Genomic DNA, 15,616 nt, shown 5'->3' with positions numbered 1-15,616 from the left:
TCCCGTGGCGGCGTGTCCTCGTCGTCGCCGGGTCCCCAGGCGGGGCCGACCACCCGAGGTCACTCACGCCGCGCCTCCGTCGAGCACCGCTTCGGCCCGCGCCTCGGTGCCCTCGGCCAACCCACGCTCGATCGCCGCCCGCGACGCGAACCACATCCCGAGCCCGACGACGAACACGAGCACCTCGGTCACGGTCAGCGCCCAGACGACTCCCCCGAGCCCGAACCAGGCGTCGCCGGCGAGCACGATGGGCACGAACAGCACGCCCTGCGCCAGGGACAGCACGATGGCCGGCAGCGCCTTGCCGGTCGCCTGGAAGACCGACGTGATGAGCCCGGTGAAGCCGTTGACGACGGTCGCCACGAGCTGCGCCGTCAGGATGGTGACGCCGATCGCCAGCACCGACCCGTCACCCGAGAAGGCGGAGAACACCTGGTCACGGAAGACGAACACCGTCGTCGAGAAGATCAGGACGATGCCGCCGACCGTCACTGCCGACGCCCGCAGGGCCGACCCGAACCGGGCGCGGTCGCCCTTGCCGAACGAGTAGGCGAGCAGGGGCAGCACGCCGATGGTGACGCCCATCACGAGGAACTCCGGCACCTGGGCGATGCGGACCGCGACACCCATGGCGGCGAGCGCGCTGTCACCGTAGGCCGAGGCGAGGTTGTTGAGCACGAGGGTGGTCACGATGAGGAACGCCGACTGGATCAGCTCTCCCGACCCGACCCGACCCCGAACACGGGCTCGAGCACCGCCGGCGAGAGGGTGGCCCATCGCGGTGACAGGCTGACGTGTTCGCTGTTCCGCTGCAGCCAGGTGACGAAGTAGGCGATGGTGACGACGTTGGCGAGTCCGGTGCCGAGGGCGGCGCCGGCTACTCCCCAGTGCAGCACGAGGATGAACACGACGTCGAAGACCACGTTGGCGACGGTGGACAGGACGAGTCCGATCATCGCCTGGCGGGCGGCTCCCTCGGCGCGCACGATCTGCTCGAGGCAGAAGGCGGCGGCCAGCACCGGGACGAACGCGAACGTCACCCCGACGTAGGCGCTCGTGGCGGGCGCGGCTGTCGAGTCGGCGCCGAGCAGCCCCACGACCTGCGGCAGCAGCATCAGGCCCGCGGCTCCGATGAGCGCGCCCGTTCCGACGGCGCCCCACAGCGCGAACGACGAGACGTGCTTGATGCGGGCCGCCTCGGCCGGGTCGTGCTCGGCCGCGCCGAGGTGCCTCGAGATGAGCGCGCCACCCCCGACGCCGAACACGCCGCCGACGGCCATCACGACACCGAGCAGCGGAGTCCCGAGGGTGATCGCCGCCAGCAGCGACGTGTCGTGCTGCGAACCGACGAAGCCCGCGTTGATGACGTTGTAGAGCGCGCCGACGATCATCGCTGCGGCCATCGGCACGCAAAGGTGCACGAGGGCACGGACGATCGGCGCCGACGACAGGTACCAACGGTTGCTGCGGACGACCGCGGCCGACGGGGTGTCGGTCGCCGACTCGGCGGATGTGTTCTTGGTCATGTGGGGTCCTTCCGGGCAGGCTCGAGCGCGCGCCGACGGACGCCGGCGCGGCGAGGTGGGGTGAGAGATCAGGAGGCGCGGGTCGCCCACGCAGGACGGCACGCCACACGGCGCAACGACCGGCGCCGTGGGGCGACCTCCTCGCAGGACGAGGCGGGTCGTGTCCGTCGGGGTCGAGGCGTCAGGCAGCGGGCGTCACGCGACGGTGTCGTGCGTGATGGCGGCGGGGCATCGAGATCTGAAGAGGGTGTCCGCGGTCGGTCGGCCGTTCGGTCGTGGGGCCGTCCGAGCAGGACCGGGGACTCGCGAGCCCTAGCGGCTCGGGCGGGGCAGTGCGGTGGTGATCGTGGTCAGCAGGGCGTGGAGGGTCTCGCGTTCGTCCTGGTCGAGCGGGGCGAGGATGCTCTCGTCCGCGGCGAGCATGGCGTCGTCGAATCCGGAGATGAGGTCGGCGGCCGCGGGCGTAGCGTAGACGCGCTTGCGTCGTTCGTCACCGTCCTGGGTGCGGCGGTCGACGAGGCCTCGACGTTCGAGCCCCTGCAGGAGGCTCGAGACGCTGGCGGCACTCGTGCGGGTCAGGGCGGCGAGATCTCGTTGGATCGCACCGGGAGCCTTGACCAGGTACCCGAGGACGAAGGCCTGCTCGGGGCTGAGTTCACGGGTCGTGACCCAGTCTTCGCCAGCCTTGCGCTGGGCCCAGGCGACCCAGCGCAGCAGACCGAGTGTGGTGGTCTGCGTGTATTCCTCGTTGTCCATGATCAGGAATCTAACTGTTAGACATCGAACTGTCAACTCTCAAATCGAGCAGATGCGCCACGATGGGTCGGAGCGTCAGTCTGCCGGCCTGATCGAACGCTTCTTGACCGGCCGCGGGAAGGCCGCGCGCATGTGGTCGCTGGTGAGGAGGTCGCCGATGCCGATCATGAGCAGCGAGAAGACGATCTGTTCGACGACCATCCACCCGGGGTAGAGCCCGGGGATGGTGGCGACGATCAGCGTCACGATCGGGAAGATGCGGCTGAACAGGCGCAGGCGTGAGTAGGCCCAGTAGTAGCCGAGCTGTGCCCGCCAGGCGAAGACGTAGAGCGAGGCGGTGATGAACAGGACGACGGTGGAGCGGAACCACACGGCCCACGGCACGTGTTCTCCGCGGCTGGTGAGGACGGCGGCGATGAAGATGGCGGTGAGCCCGACGACGGTCTCGCCGAACAGCAGCCACCGGATGCCGACGAAACTGCGGACGGTTCGCAGGTGCCGCTGCATGTCTTCGTGGATGACGTATCCCGAGTGCCGCCCGCCGGCGAGCCGGTCGAGCTGCAGCCGCTGCCACACCCGGTCGGCCGCGGCCGACAACCCCAGCCCCGAGGAGGCGCGGTGCCACCACCCAGCGCCCGTCACCCTCGCACCCCGTCCGCTCGTCTCACGAACACCAATGGTGCCCTATCCCACCCTCAGAACAGGCCACCCTCCGTCTGCCCGGGCTGCAGCGTGAAGCACCACGAACTCGATGAGACTTGAACTTTCGCCATCTTCGTATAGACCGTGATGGAGTACCTCGTTCCATCTTCACTCCAGACGACGAGCCACTCGTCTCTGCCGTCAGGCGTGAACACCCGTTCGGTACGGAAGTCCGTGGAGTCAGCCAGTTGCGATTCCACCAAGGAGAAGTAGGCCTCTTGTTCCGGGGCTTCGGCGTACTCGATCGTCGTCGACCCCGTCCACTGGTGTCGCCCCCCGGAACACGACATCAGGACTCCGTCAGCTGGTTCCAGGATGCCCACGATGCCGTCCGCATCCCCCATGGATGCCAGTTCTCGTTGAGTCACCATGATGTCGCGTTTCAGGGCCGAGAGATCCACTCGATCGGTCTTCTCGTCTAGGTACTTCATCTGCTCAAGCCCCTCTGGCGTCTCTTTTGCACAACCTGCGACTAGCCAGGACAACGCTGCCACCACGACTGCACACCGCGCTGCAATGCGCACCACCTCACTTCTGACCATCGGGGGAGATCTCCCTTCCCGGAACATCGCGTACCTGGGCGTTGTCATCGTCTGCCTGCGCGACGAGCGCATGGTTGTCATCGCGCTTCCGGACCGGGGTGTAGCTGGCCCCGGTTACTTCCAGCTCGACGTCGTGCGGGCTCACGAAGTAACCGCGCGACTCGAAGCCATCAGACTGGTTCGGGTTTCGCCCGCCCCAGACACCACCAGTCGACTGAGCCCCCATCAGGAAATCCCAGCAGATCTGGAACGCCAACGGCGGACCACTCCCCCTCAGAACCGACCACCATTCGTCTGCCCGGGCTGAACTGTGAAGCACCACGAACTCGCCGACACTTGCACCTTCGAGATACCCGCCCAGAGGGTGATCGAGTAGCGAGTACCGTCTTCACCTCGAACTATGAGCCATTCGTCTTCGCCATATGGTGAGAACTGTCGAAACGTCGTCAGCTCATCGGACCCCTCAAGCTCTGCCTCGACCAGGCGGTAGTACTCCTCTTGGCTTGGCATGGCCGAGTACTCGGCAGTCGTCGATCCCGTCCATTGGTGCTGGCCACCCGAACAGGACATGAGAACGCCATTCGATGACTCCTCGACACTCCCGTCGACAAGTTCAGACCCCATGGAAACGAGGCGGCGCTGAACGACACGGATGTCTTGGCGCAACTGTCCGAGATCGACTCGGTCAGATCCCTCTTCCAAGTACCTCGCTCTCTTCCTGTCTTCGCTGCTCGGACTCGAACAGGCAACGAGGTTTGCTACAGCAAGGGAAATAGTGGCTGCCACCAGCCAAGATCTGCGGGACGTCTTCCTAATGAACATGCGAATGGACTTCCTTCGTGAGGGCATCTCTCACGGCGGCGTTCGCCTCACTGGACTCGGCAACGAGCCAATGACTGTCACTCACCTTCGTATGAGGCGTCGGAGTGGCAATGTCTCCGAACCTGTGGTCATCAGGCACCAGTTTGTAACCCTTCGAGTCGAACTCATCCGACCGGTTCGGCCTAGACAAGCGCCAGACACCACCGGACGGCTGCGCCTCAATCAGGAGACCCCAGTAGATGTAGAACGCCAATGACGGCCCACTCCACCCTCAGAACTGACCACCCTCTGTCTGCCCGGGCTGCAGCGTGAAGCACCACGAACTCGACGTCACCTGGACCTTCGAGATCCCCGTCCACACCTTGACCGAGTAACGAGTGCCGTCCTCACTCATGACAATCAGCCGCTCACTCTCACCATCTGGAGAAAACTGGCGCTTGGTCGTAAACGCCACGTCGTCAACAAGCTCTTCCTCCAGCCTCTCGAAGTAGCCCTGTTCGTCCGGAACAGTCGAGTACTCGACGGAGGTCGACCCAGTCCACTGGAATTGCCCACCCGAACACGACATCAAGACACCATCCGGCGGTTCGAGAATCCCGACGATCTGATCCTCGGGACCCATCGACGCGAATCGTCGCTGGACAGCCATGATGTCCCGTCTCAGGGCGGGCAGGTCAACTCGATCTGTTGCTTCGTCCACGTATTGCATCCTTTTTGCTTCGTCGTAGGTCGCGCTGGTGCAGCCGGAGAGTCCCACAACGACCGCGACGATGGCGGTCGATAGACTCGCTCCTCCCGAACTAGTCATGACTCCCCCGGGTAGATCTCGTCGGCAAGCGCATCTCGCACGACCGCGTTGTCGTCACTAGATTGAGCGACAAGAGCGTGGTTGTCATCCAGCTTCCAAACGGGGGTGTAGCTGGCCCCAGTCTGTTCCAGCTCAACGTCATGCGGACTTACGAAGTATCCACGCGAGTCGAAGTCGTCGGAGCGGTTCGGATTCCGCCCGCCCCAGACACCACCGGTCGACTGCGCCTCCATCAGGAAATCCCAGTAGCTGTAGTCGGTGTAAGTCGTGCCCGCTCGCGGCTGCCACTCCGGCGGCATCCCCGCGCCCGCGAGGGAGATCACTTTGTTGTAAGTGGCCCCATGGACCTCGGCGGACGCGATGTTCGCCAAGCCCCAACTGTGCCCGATGGCCACGTCGCGGTATCCGGGTTCCGACCTGATCGGATCGACGGATAGCCCTCGCTGGAAGTCGTAGAGTGCCTTGCTCGTTCGGCGCGCGAACTCTGGGTCGTTCGCTTGCGCGAAAGCCCCGACGAATTCGGCGGGGTTCTTGCTGCCCTCTGCACCGCCCGGAAAGATTCCATCCTTGAAGACGAACGCCACGGACGTCCCCTTGGGGTCGTTCCTTTCAAGCCACTGTGCCATCTGTTGCAGACTTCCGTTCTTCTCATAGAACGAGTCCATGTTCGTCAGCGTCCCCGGCACGTAGGTCAGCACCGTCCTGGTCTTGTCGTTCCACTCGCCGATCATCTCGATGATGCGACTCTTCGACGGATCGAAGAGGTACAGCTGCACCGTCGGCGGCTCCGCCACCGCTCGCCCGAGGTAGGCGCGCTCGCGTGCCAAGGCGGCGAGCGTCTCGTCATCGCCGGGTAGCGCCCGCCGCCTGATCGGCCCCACCATCGCGTCGATCTCGGCCATCCGACGCTTGGCGTTGAACACGTTCGCCGCGACCCGCACCGACGGAGGCAGACCGTCGAGCGCTCCGATGATCGCCGGCGCCCCTCGCACCAGCGCCACTTGCACCGCAGTGAGCCCGTCGGGGTTCCGCGCACCCTGCTGCCCGAGCTCGTCCCACCAGGCCCGCACCCGCTCGGGATCGGCCAGGAACGCCTTGTCGACGAGTTCGGGGCACTGCTCGAGCATCATCGTCAGCTCGGTGGCCGAGAGCCCTGCCAGCAACGCCAGCAATTCCTCGGACGACCCCGCAGCCAGGACCTCCCCGGTCACCTGAGGCAACACCCCCATCGCCTCGGGGCTCTGCAGCGCGGCGATGCACCGGCGATCAGCCGCAGCCCGCTCTTCGACCAGGTCGGCCCACAAGCCCGCCACGACCTCGAGCTCTCGTTGCTCGTCGTCGATGCGACGCTGCAAGGTCGACCGTTCACCCGAGCGGTACTCGGACTCCACGACGATGCCGATCAGGTCGTCCCGCGCCGCGTCCTGCGCGTCACGCATGATCGTCTTCAGGGCGACCCCCGTCGAGAGGATGTTCTGCTCGGCCATCGCACGCCGCGCCTCCAGGGTCTGCTGCGACCCCTGGATCAACGACACGTCGACCGCGTACGCCTCGAGTGCCGCCGCATGATGTTCGAGGCCCCGAGCGACGGCAGTCACCTCGGTGGACACGTCGGTCATCGACGCGACGAATTGCTCGCCCGACCGACCCCGCCAGCACTCGGCACCCCAGCTCGCCACCTCGGCCAACCGGTAGGCAGCCACCTCGAGATCGTCGACCTCGGTTCGCCTCGTCTTGGCGAGCTGTCTGATGCCCTCGACCGAACCGACGCCCGGGTCGTCCTCGGTGCTCACTTCGAACCCACCCCCGCCGCGGCGTCCGCCGGCAGTCCGGCAGCGAGCCGGGACTCGACCTGCTCGAACTCGCGCACGAAGGTCGTCGTGAAGTCTCCCACCGCCTGGATCGCCTCGACGGCCAACCCCGCCCGCCTCACCAACTGCCCCGTCGCGTCGTCGAGGACCCCCGCCACGCTCGGCGAGCCGACGTCGGCCGCCGTCCCGAGTGTCAGCGTCGCCGACACCTCGGTGTCGACGGCCGCCGTCGACACCCGCCACGCAACGGACGTCAACGTCTTCTCGTCCACCACCAGGTCTGCCATGCACCCTCGCTCTCCGTCATGCGACATTCACATATCGCGATCAACGAGAGCCACCCTAGCAATGCAGAACGCCCGGTGTGGAAACGATCCACAACCGGGCGTTCAGTCCACAGGCGAGCCTGCGGGCGGTGCCGATCCGTCGACGGGACAGGCACGGGAGAAGGGCTACGGGCGCTTGCGCTTCTCGCGCACGCGCATGTTCACCGTGATGGGCGTGCCCTCGAAACCGAAGATCTCGCGCAGGCGCCGCGTGATGAACCGGCGGTACTGGGGGTCGAGGAACCCGGTCGTGAAGAGCACGAAGGTCGGCGGGCGGTTCGCGGCCTGGGTGCCGAACAGGATGCGCGGCTGCTTGCCGGACCGCAGCGGGTGCGGGTGCTCGGCGACGAGCTCGGCGAGCAGGGCGTTGAACTTGCCGGTCGGGATGCGGGTGTCCCACGACTCGAGTGCGAGCTCGAGGGCGGGGACGAGCTTCTCGAGGTGACGACCCGTGCGGGCCGAGATGTTGACCCGCGGGGCCCACGACACGTGGTCGAGGTCCTGCTCGATCTCGCGCTCGAGGTAGCGGCGACGGTCGTCGTCCAAGAGGTCCCACTTGTTGAACGCGAGCACGAGCGCGCGGCCCGACTCGAGCACCAGGTCGATGATGCGGAGGTCTTGCGTCGAGATCTGCTCGGTGACGTCGATCACGACGACCGCGACCTCGGCCTTCTCGAGCGCTGCGGAAGTGCGCAGAGACGCGTAGAAGTCGGCGCCCTGCTGCAGGTGGACGCGCTTGCGGATGCCGGCGGTGTCGACGAAGGTCCACACGCGACCGGCGATCTCGACCTGCTCGTCGACGGGGTCGCGGGTCGTGCCGGCCAGCTCGTTGACGACCACGCGCTCTTCGCCCGCGGCCTTGTTGAGCAGCGAGCTCTTGCCGACGTTCGGTCGACCGAGGATCGCGACGCGACGCGGGCCGCCGATCTCTTGCTTGGCCACGGTCGACACCGCGGGCAGCTTGGTCATGCAGAGGTCGAGCAGGTCGGCGACGTTGCGGCCGTGCAGGGCCGACGCGGGGAACGGCTCACCCAGGCCGAGCGACCACAGCGAGGCGGCCTCGAGGTCTTTGCGGGCGTCGTCGCTCTTGTTGGCGACGAGGATGACGGGCTTGTGCGAGGCCCGCAGCATGCGGACGACGGCCTCGTCGGTGGCGGTCGCGCCGACGTTGACGTCGACGACGAACAGCACGGCGTCGGCCAGGTCGACCGCGATCTCGGCCTGCATGGCGACCGAGCGGTCGATGCCGATCGCGTCGGGTTCCCACCCGCCGGTGTCGACGAGGGTGAAGCGGCGTCCGCCCCACTCGGCCTTGTACGAGACGCGGTCGCGCGTGACACCGGGCTTGTCCTCGACGACGGCCTCGCGCCTCCCGAGGATGCGGTTGACCATCGCGCTCTTGCCGACGTTCGGTCGGCCGACGATCGCCAGCACCGGCAGCGCCGGGGCGTAGGTGAGTGCGTCGGGGTCCCACTCGGCGCCCTCGAGGACGTCGATGTCGCCCTCGTCGAGGTCGTAGTCGGTCAGGCCGGCACGCAGGGCCCGGGCGCGCTGGTCGGCGTCCTCGTCGGGCATCGTCTGGATGCGGTCGACCATCTGCTCGTCGAGCTCGGGGTACTTGTCGTCGTCTGCCATGGGGACTTCCTTAAGAAATGGGGGTGCTCGCTCGCACGAGCTCGACCACGGCCTGCACGGTCTGGTCGAAGTCGAGTTGGGTGGAGTCGACGGTGGACACGCCGGGTGCGGCGGTCATGAAGTCGACGACCTTGCTGTCGAGCCGGTCACGGGTCGAGAGCTGCCGAGCTGTCTCTTCGGCACTCTGCCCGGTCACCTCGGCCGAACGCCTGGCCATTCTAGCGGCTTCGCTGGCGGTCAACAGGATTCTGACCTGGGCATCCGGTGCGACGACGGTCGTGATGTCGCGCCCCTCGGTGACGATGCCCGGCTTGTCGGTCGACGCGATGATGCGGCGGAAGAGGTCGACCATGAACCGGCGGACCTCGGGCACCTTGGCCACGTGGCTGACGGCGGTCGTCACGCGCGGCGTGCGGATCTCGCCCGTCACGTCGCGACCGCCGATGGTCACCGAGGAGGCGCGGGCCGGGTCGATCGCGATCGCGTAGTGGAACGTCGGCAAGGCCGCGATGACGGCCTCGGCGTCGTCGAGGTCGACGCCGCTCTCGAGGGCGTGCAGGGCGAAAGCCCGGTAGGCCGCCCCCGTGTCCTGGTAGTCGAAGCCGAGGGAAGCAGCGGAGGCGCGGCTGACGCTGGACTTGCCACTCCCGGCCGGTCCGTCGACAGCCACCACGACGTGGCGGTGCACGGCTTCGGCGGTCTCGGCGCGCAACTCTTCGACGTGGGCCTCGCCGGCGGGACCGCCGACGCCGTGCTCCCCCGGCGAGCGCTCGGGGTCGACGTCGGCGGACCCGTCGGGGCCGGTGGCGCGCAGGTCGGCGCTCATGCGAACGCCCCCGCGACGGTCCAGCCCCGGGCTTCGAGCTCGGTCACGAGTCGGTCTTCTTGTTCGGGCACGATCGATACCTCCGCGAGTCCTACCTGCGCGCCCGGCGAGTGCTCGAGCCGCAGATCTTCCAGGTTGACGCCGATCTCACCGATCTCGGTGAGCAGGCGGCCCAGCTGCCCGGGGGTGTCGTCGACCATGACGATCACCGAGCTGAACTGGGTCTGTTGCCCGTGCTTGCCGGGCAGACGGGCGACGCCGGTGTTGCCGGCCCCGATGCTCTCGGCGACGGTACGACGACTGCCCGGGGCGTCGGGCGCCTCGAGGGCGTCGACGACACGGTCGAGGTCGGCACGGAGCTCACTCAGCACGACGGAGACCCGCGACGCGTTCGCCCCGAGGATCTGCGTCCAGAGCACCGGGTCGCTGCTCGCGATGCGCGTGACGTCACGGACGCCCTGACCGGCGAGGCCGAGCGAGGCGTCGGACGCATCACGCAGGCGGGTCGCCATCAGCGAGGCGACGACCTGCGGAGCGTGGCTGACGAGGGCCACGCCGGCGTCGTGCTCTTCCGGCGTCATCTCGATCGGCGTCGCCCCGAGGTCGAGCGCCAGGTCTTCGACCGCGGCCGCCCGTCGGTACGTGATGTCGTCGTGCCCCGCGATGACCCAAGGACGGCCGACGAAGAGGTCGGCGCGAGCCGAGACGGCTCCCCCGCGTTCACGCCCGGCCATGGGGTGCGAGCCGATGTAGCGCGAGACGTCGGCTCCACGGGCCCGCAGTTCGGCGAGCGGGGCGACCTTGACCGACGCGACGTCGGTGACGAGCGCCTCGGGCCAGGCGTCGAGTTCGCGGGCGACGATGTCGCTGGTCACGTCGGGCGGCACGGCGACGACGACGAGCACGGGATCGTCACCTTCGGCAGGTGCCCGCCCGGCGCCGTAGTCGACGGCGAGGCTGCGCGCGGCCGGCGACACGTCGTCGAGGATCACGTCGACCCCGTGCTGACGCAGTCGCAGGCCGATGCTCGCACCGAGCAGACCCGACCCGACGATGCGCACCTGGCCCGCCAGCCGGCGACTGCCGGCGGTCGACGGGTCGCCCGTCAGCTCGTCAGCGACCGGCACGTGAGGCGTGGCGGCGTCGTCGGACGAGGAGGCGCGGTGCGCGTCGGTCACGACCGGCCGCCCCCTCGAGGACCACGACCCCCGGCGTCGGGTCGGCCACGGTAGGGACGGTCGCCGCCACGGTCGTCACGTCCGCCACGGTCGTCACGTCCACCGCGGTCGTCGCGCGGGCCGCGGGCGGGCCCGCCCCGCGAACCACCGCGGTCGTCGCGCTGCTCACGACCCTGGTAGCCGCCGCTGCGCGATCCGTCGCGCCCGGAGCGATCGTCACGGCCCTGGTAGCCGGCGCCACGCGAGCCACCTCGGTCGTCGCGACCTTGGTAGCCGCCGCGAGAGTCGCCACGCTCTCCACGGTCGTCGCGCTGCTCACGACCCTGGTAGCCGCCCCGCGACGCACCACGGTCGTCACGACCGCCGCGCTCGTCACGGCCCTGGTACCCACCGCGCGAACCACCGCGGTCGTCACGACCGCCACGGTCGTCACGGCCCTGGTACCCACCGCGGTCGTCACGACCGCCACGGTCGTCACGGCCCTGGTACCCACCGCGCGAACCACCACGGTCGTCGCGCGCGTCGCGGCCGCCCTGGTAGCCGCCGGAACCGGCACGGCGGTCGTCGCGACCGCCTCGTTCGTCCTCGCCACGCTCTGCTGCACCGCGGTCGACCCACCCGCGGTTGGTCGCCTTGCCGCCGGCGCGGATGCCCGAGGGGCGTCCGGTGCGCGGGTCTCGGTTGGCGTCGCGGTTCGGGTAGCCCGCCGCGCGCTCTTCACCCGGGCTCAGCGGACGGTCGCCGCCACCCCGCGGGGCACGGTCGTCGCGCGAGACGAACCCGCCGCGCGAGCCCCGGTCGTCACGCGACACGAAGCCACCACGATCGTCGCGTCCGCGGCCGTCGTCGTTGCGTCCCTGGTAGCCGGGGCGCGATCCGCCCCGGTCGTCACGACCCTGGTAGCCGCCACGGGCCGGACGCTCGTCGCGTCCCCGCCCGTCGTCGTTGCGGCCCTGGTAGCCACCGCGCGACTCCCTGCGACCGTCGTCGTTGCGACCCCGGTACCCACCGCGCGACTCACCACGGTCGTCACGACCCTGGTAACCCCCACGTGCCGGACGTTCGTCGCTCCCGTGGTAACCGGTGCGAGCCGGACGCCCCTCGCGTCCCCTGCCGTCGTCGTTGTTGCCCTGGTACCCGCGCACCGGGCGCTCGTCGCCGGAGCGTCCGTCGTGCCGGTTGCCCTGGTACCCGCCCCGGGTCGGACGCTCGTCGCGTTGGCCGCGCCGCACCTCCTGCTCTCGGCGGACCTGCGCACGGCGCGAAGTCGACTCGGCCTGGTCGCGGGCCGCCGCGCGGCGGCGCTCGGCACGGGCGTCGGTGGCGGGGTCGTACTCTTCGTCGTCCTCGTCGTAGTAGTCCTTCTCGACCTCGTCGTCGGCGAGGGCCAGCTCGACGACGTCGGCCTCGTCGACGGGGGCGTCGGGGCTCTCGGTGATCGGGGCGGCGTCGACGGACGAGTCCGCCGTGGCGTCGCGCGAGATCGTGAGGATCGCGCCGAGCTCGACCTTGGTCAGCGACCGCATGTGGCCGACCTTGAGCGTGCCGAGGTGCAGCGGGCCGAACGAGCGGCGGACGAGGTCGATGACCGGGTGGCCGACGGCCTCGAGCATGCGACGGACGATGCGGTTGCGCCCCGAGTGCAGCGTGATCTCGATCAGCGACGAGTCGGACGAGCGCGAGAGACCCGCGCCACCGGCGACGAGCGTCGCCTTGTCGGCCGCGATCGGGCCGTCGTCGAGCTCGACGCCGGTCATGAGCTCGTTGAGCACCGAGGGTGTGACGACACCCTTGACCTTGGCGATGTAGGTCTTGGTCACACCGAACGACGGGTGCGCGAGCACGTGCGCGAGCTCGCCGTCGTTGGTCAGGACGAGCAGGCCGCTCGTCTCGACGTCGAGGCGACCGACGTTGAACAGGCGCTCTTCGTACTGCTCGGTGAACTGGCGCAGGTCGGGACGACCGTTCTCGTCGCTCAGGGTGCTGACGATGCCGACCGGCTTGTTGAGCATGACGTAGCGACGCGTGGCGTCGAGCTGCACGGCGCTGCCGTCGACGACGATCTTGTCTTTCGCCGGGTCGATGCGACGGCCGGGCTCGGTGACGATCTTGCCGTTCACCGTCACACGACCGGCGGCGATCATGTCTTCGCTGACGCGGCGCGAGGCCACACCCGCGGCCGCCATGACCTTCTGCAGGCGCTCGCCCGAGGCCAACTCGGAGTCGTCGGAGGAGGAGGGCTGACTACGCGACATCGTCGAAACCCCCCTGGCCGTCCGAGAGGAGGGGCGAGATGAGCGGGAGCTCATCGAGCGAGTTGATGCCGAGATGGGTCAAGAGGAGGCCTGTCGTTTCGTAGTTGATGGCGCCTGTCTCGGGGTCGGTGGACGACTCCGTGATCAGGCCGCGACCCAGCAGCGTACGGACGACCGAGTCGACGTTGACCGCCCGGATCTGGGCGATGCTGCTGCGGGTGATGGGTTGCTTGTAGGCGATGACCGCCAGCGTCTCGAGAGCCGCTGAGGACAGTTTCGTCGGGTTCTGCGTCAGCACGAAATCGCGCACGACCGGATCGTGCTCGTCACGCACGTAGAATCGCCAGCCGCCACCGACCTCACGCAGCTCGAAACCACGCCGGACGGTGCCGTCGACCCCGTCGAAATCGGCCACGAGCGCCGCGATCGCCTGCCGCACCGCGGCGACCGGCGCGCCGACGGCGGTCGCCAGGTCGACGAGCGGTTGCGGCTCGTCGGCGACCATCAGCAGCGCCTCGAGCTGGCGTGCGATCGCGGTGGTCGGATCGGCCTCACGGTTCTGGGTCCCCTCGGCCTGGACCTCGGGCGTCTCGAGGGACGAGGAGGCGCGGGTCGCGTCAGCCCTCATAGTCGGCCCCCAGCGCCGCCAGGTTCTCTTCGGTCCAGGTCTCGGCCACCCAGCGGACGCTGAGCTCGCCGAGCGGCTCGACCTGCTCGAACGAGATGGACGCGTGACGGTACAGCTCGAGCAGGGCCAGGAACCGGGCGACGACGACGCCCTTCTCGTCGATGCCGGCGACGAGTTCGCGGAAGGTGAGGACCGCCCCGCGACGCAGCAACGACACGACGACGGCCGCCTGCTCACGGATGCTGACCAGGGGGGCGTGCAGGTGGTCGAGGCCGACCGTGGGGATCTCGCGTGGCGTCAGCGCCAGGGTGGCGAGGGCGGCGAAGTCGTCGGGCGAGAGCGTCCAGACGAGCTCGGGGGTCGTGACGCGGTACTTCTGCTCGAGTCGCACGGAGCGGGCGTGGCGCTCGGCCTCGGCGGCACCGTGCTGCGCGAACCATTCGGCGGCCTGTTTGAAGGCCCGGTACTGCAGCAGCCGGGCGAAGAGCAGGTCGCGTGCCTCGAGCAGGGCCACGTCCTCGGCGTCGACGAGCTCGCCCTGCGGCAGCAGCCCCGCCACCTTGAGGTCGAGCAGTGTGGCCGCGACGACGATGAATTCGCTGGCCTGGTCGAGGTTCTCGTCGGTGTCGATGCGGCGGAGGAACGACAGGAACTCGTCGGTCACGGCGCTGAGCGCGACCTCGGTGATGTCCATCTCGCGCTTGGTGATCAACGAGAGCAACAGGTCGAAGGGCCCGCTGAAGTTCTCGAGCCGCACCTCGAAGCCGGGTGAGACCTCGGGACCCGCGAGGGCGGTCTCGTCGGCGCCGACCTCGGCGGTCGCCGACTCAGGCCGCGGCACCACGCGCGATCAGCTCTCGGGCCAGCTGGCGGTAGGCCTGCGCCGCCGGGTGCTCGGGGGCGAACTTGGTGATCGGTGTGCCGGCGACCGACGCGTCGGGGAACTTCACGGTGCGACCGATGACGGTCTCGAGCACCTGGTCGTCGAACGCCTCGACGACGCGCTCGAGCACCTCGCGGCTGTGCAGGGTGCGCGAGTCGAACATGGTCGGCAGGATGCCGTCGAGCGTGATCGCGGGGTTAAGCCGGTCGCGCACCTTCTCGATGGTCTCGACGAGCAGGGCGACGCCGCGGAGCGCGAAGAACTCGCACTCGAGCGGGATCAGCACGCCGTGCGCCGCGGTGAGGGCGTTGACGGTCAGGAGGCCGAGCGAGGGCTGGCAGTCGATCAGGACGACGTCGTACTCGTCGCTGACCTGGCGCAGGATGCGCGCGAGGATCTGCTCGCGAGCGACCTCGTTGACGAGGTGGACCTCGGCGGCGGAGAGGTCGATGTTGGCCGGCATGACGTCGAGGTTGTCGACACGCGTGGGCACGATGACGTCGTGGGCGTCCTTCACCGCGCCGATCATGAGGTCGTAGATCGTGGCCTGGTCGTGCGACTGCACGCCGAGGCCGGCGGTCAGCGCGCCCTGCGGATCGAAGTCGATGGCCAGCACGCGGCGGCCGTACTCGGCGAACGCGGCGCCGAGGTTGATCGTCGTGGTGGTCTTGCCGACGCCGCCCTTCTGGTTGCAGAGGGTGATGATGCGGGCCGGGCCGTGGCTCGACAGGGGCGCAGGAGTCGGGAACTCGGTACGCGGGCGCCCGGTGGGGCCGTTCGCGGGGACGGTCGCCGGAGCGCTCTCGAAGAGGGCGGGGGTGCTCGAGGTCGGCTTGGTGCTCACGGGTACGAGAGTACCGGCGACCCCCGACGCCCACGGGCTGCCGCGCCCGGCCCGTCACCAGGAAGCCTCATGCC

At 68.8% G+C, this 15,616-nt stretch carries 15 protein-coding genes and 1 pseudogene; all 16 read right to left on the bottom strand.

Annotated elements, in window-relative coordinates; all coding sequences use genetic code 11:
• Positions 1-63: 63 nt before the first annotated feature.
• Positions 64-690, bottom strand: a complete 627-nt coding sequence (locus AC1MBW_RS12825; RefSeq protein WP_480024704.1) for an MATE family efflux transporter — start codon at positions 688-690, stop codon at positions 64-66.
• Positions 691-710: 20 nt separating this feature from the next.
• Positions 711-1,526, bottom strand: a complete 816-nt coding sequence (locus AC1MBW_RS12820; protein ID WP_480024703.1) for an MATE family efflux transporter — start codon at positions 1,524-1,526, stop codon at positions 711-713.
• A 312-nt stretch (positions 1,527-1,838) separates the two neighbouring features.
• Positions 1,839-2,282, bottom strand: a complete 444-nt coding sequence (locus AC1MBW_RS12815) for a MarR family winged helix-turn-helix transcriptional regulator (RefSeq protein ID WP_480024702.1) — start codon at positions 2,280-2,282, stop codon at positions 1,839-1,841.
• Positions 2,283-2,357: 75 nt separating this feature from the next.
• Complete coding sequence (locus tag AC1MBW_RS12810; RefSeq protein WP_480024701.1) at positions 2,358-2,924, bottom strand: hypothetical protein; 567 nt, start codon at positions 2,922-2,924, stop codon at positions 2,358-2,360.
• 53 nt (positions 2,925-2,977) lie between these two features.
• Entirely contained in the window at positions 2,978-3,415 is a 438-nt protein-coding gene (locus tag AC1MBW_RS12805) for a hypothetical protein (protein ID WP_480024700.1), read from the bottom strand.
• A 97-nt stretch (positions 3,416-3,512) separates the two neighbouring features.
• A complete protein-coding gene (locus AC1MBW_RS12800; RefSeq protein ID WP_480024699.1) occupies positions 3,513-3,782 on the bottom strand; it encodes a hypothetical protein in 270 nt (89 codons plus the stop codon).
• 837 nt (positions 3,783-4,619) lie between these two features.
• Positions 4,620-5,048 (bottom strand): hypothetical protein, encoded by a 429-nt coding sequence (locus AC1MBW_RS12795; protein WP_480024698.1) that lies wholly within the window; start codon positions 5,046-5,048, stop codon positions 4,620-4,622.
• A gap of 104 nt (positions 5,049-5,152) precedes the next feature.
• Positions 5,153-6,949, bottom strand: coding sequence for a hypothetical protein (locus tag AC1MBW_RS12790; RefSeq protein WP_480024697.1), 1,797 nt, complete (start codon positions 6,947-6,949; stop codon positions 5,153-5,155).
• On the bottom strand, positions 6,946-7,254 hold the full coding sequence (locus AC1MBW_RS12785; RefSeq protein ID WP_054147510.1) for a hypothetical protein: 309 nt from the start codon (positions 7,252-7,254) through the stop codon (positions 6,946-6,948). The genes AC1MBW_RS12790 and AC1MBW_RS12785 overlap by 4 nt, the downstream gene beginning before the upstream one ends.
• Before the next feature lie 165 nt (positions 7,255-7,419).
• Positions 7,420-8,868, bottom strand: coding sequence for a ribosome biogenesis GTPase Der (gene der, locus AC1MBW_RS12780; protein WP_369813673.1), 1,449 nt, complete (start codon positions 8,866-8,868; stop codon positions 7,420-7,422).
• 70 nt (positions 8,869-8,938) lie between these two features.
• Complete coding sequence (gene cmk / locus AC1MBW_RS12775) at positions 8,939-9,754, bottom strand: (d)CMP kinase (protein WP_480024696.1); 816 nt, start codon at positions 9,752-9,754, stop codon at positions 8,939-8,941.
• Positions 9,751-10,863 carry a prephenate dehydrogenase gene (locus AC1MBW_RS12770; RefSeq protein WP_480026116.1) on the bottom strand — a complete coding sequence of 371 codons (1,113 nt, stop codon included), beginning with the start codon at positions 10,861-10,863 and terminating at the stop codon, positions 9,751-9,753. The genes cmk and AC1MBW_RS12770 overlap by 4 nt, the downstream gene beginning before the upstream one ends.
• A 1,526-nt stretch (positions 10,864-12,389) precedes the next feature.
• Positions 12,390-13,187 (bottom strand): annotated as a pseudogene (locus AC1MBW_RS12765) (pseudouridine synthase); the annotation flags it as partial.
• A complete protein-coding gene (scpB, locus tag AC1MBW_RS12760; protein ID WP_054147508.1) occupies positions 13,177-13,815 on the bottom strand; it encodes an SMC-Scp complex subunit ScpB in 639 nt (212 codons plus the stop codon). The gene scpB and the pseudogene AC1MBW_RS12765, both read right to left, overlap by 11 nt.
• On the bottom strand, positions 13,805-14,659 hold the full coding sequence (locus AC1MBW_RS12755; protein ID WP_054147507.1) for a segregation and condensation protein A: 855 nt from the start codon (positions 14,657-14,659) through the stop codon (positions 13,805-13,807). Before AC1MBW_RS12755 ends, scpB begins: the two co-directional genes overlap by 11 nt.
• Complete coding sequence (locus tag AC1MBW_RS12750; RefSeq protein ID WP_056044876.1) at positions 14,643-15,542, bottom strand: ParA family protein; 900 nt, start codon at positions 15,540-15,542, stop codon at positions 14,643-14,645. Before AC1MBW_RS12750 ends, AC1MBW_RS12755 begins: the two co-directional genes overlap by 17 nt.
• Between the last annotated feature and the right edge of the window lie 74 nt (positions 15,543-15,616).

Source organism: Frigoribacterium sp. AP1 (genome assembly GCF_056680555.1).
Note: the sequence above shows the minus strand (reverse complement) of the source record. Positions and strands in the feature narration are given on the sequence as shown.

Coding starts and splice junctions, on each gene's coding strand:
- AC1MBW_RS12820 (WP_480024703.1), bottom strand. CDS start 1,526: ATGACCAAGAACACATCCGCCGAGTCGGCGACCGACACCCCGTCGGCC.
- AC1MBW_RS12815 (WP_480024702.1), bottom strand. CDS start 2,282: ATGGACAACGAGGAATACACGCAGACCACCACACTCGGTCTGCTGCGC.
- AC1MBW_RS12805 (WP_480024700.1), bottom strand. CDS start 3,415: ATGAAGTACCTAGACGAGAAGACCGATCGAGTGGATCTCTCGGCCCTG.
- AC1MBW_RS12785 (WP_054147510.1), bottom strand. CDS start 7,254: ATGGCAGACCTGGTGGTGGACGAGAAGACGTTGACGTCCGTTGCGTGG.
- der (WP_369813673.1), bottom strand. CDS start 8,868: ATGCCCGACGAGGACGCCGACCAGCGCGCCCGGGCCCTGCGTGCCGGC.
- cmk (WP_480024696.1), bottom strand. CDS start 9,754: ATGAGCGCCGACCTGCGCGCCACCGGCCCCGACGGGTCCGCCGACGTC.
- scpB (WP_054147508.1), bottom strand. CDS start 13,815: ATGAGGGCTGACGCGACCCGCGCCTCCTCGTCCCTCGAGACGCCCGAG.